Below are 479 nucleotides of genomic sequence, written 5' to 3' on the forward strand. Positions count from 1 at the left end.
GAAATGAACGGACCTGTACAACAAATTGGGCGCTCCGTCAGTCATGTGATTATTTATAGAAGTACTAAATATACTGTTGAAGCCTATGAAGTATATGGTTATCTCTACTTAAGACCGGGAAAGCTGTTGATTTTAAAAAGTGGTGCAAGCAATGATTTGTTAGACGAAGCAATCACAGAAATACAGCATAATTTAAACAGCATCAAAATACGGTCAGTGCAAGGTGAAGAACAAGCAGGTTTATGCTGGAAAGAATATTTTATTGTCGATGATATGAGCAAAAATATTCCCTTTACGGGTGGATATTTGCATTTTAGATTTCCGAGTTATCCGGGCGTTCGAGCCGATATTGAACATCGGATTCGTTTGACATCAGATGTGCCCTTGATTGAGCTTATGAAAACGAGACAGCAAGAATTACCCGATCTTGTAAAAGTGCAAATGAAACTTGAAAATTTAAGGGAGCATCAAAAAGTCAT

1 pseudogene is annotated in these 479 nt (G+C 37.4%); it reads left to right on the forward strand.

Annotated features, from left to right (window positions below):
- Positions 1-479 (forward strand): annotated as a pseudogene (locus IMO47_RS11365) (hypothetical protein); the annotation flags it as partial.

This window comes from Acinetobacter sp. Res13-Abat-PEC15-P4-01 (assembly GCF_015676285.1).
Classification (GTDB): Bacteria; Pseudomonadota; Gammaproteobacteria; order Pseudomonadales; family Moraxellaceae; genus Acinetobacter; species Acinetobacter nematophilus.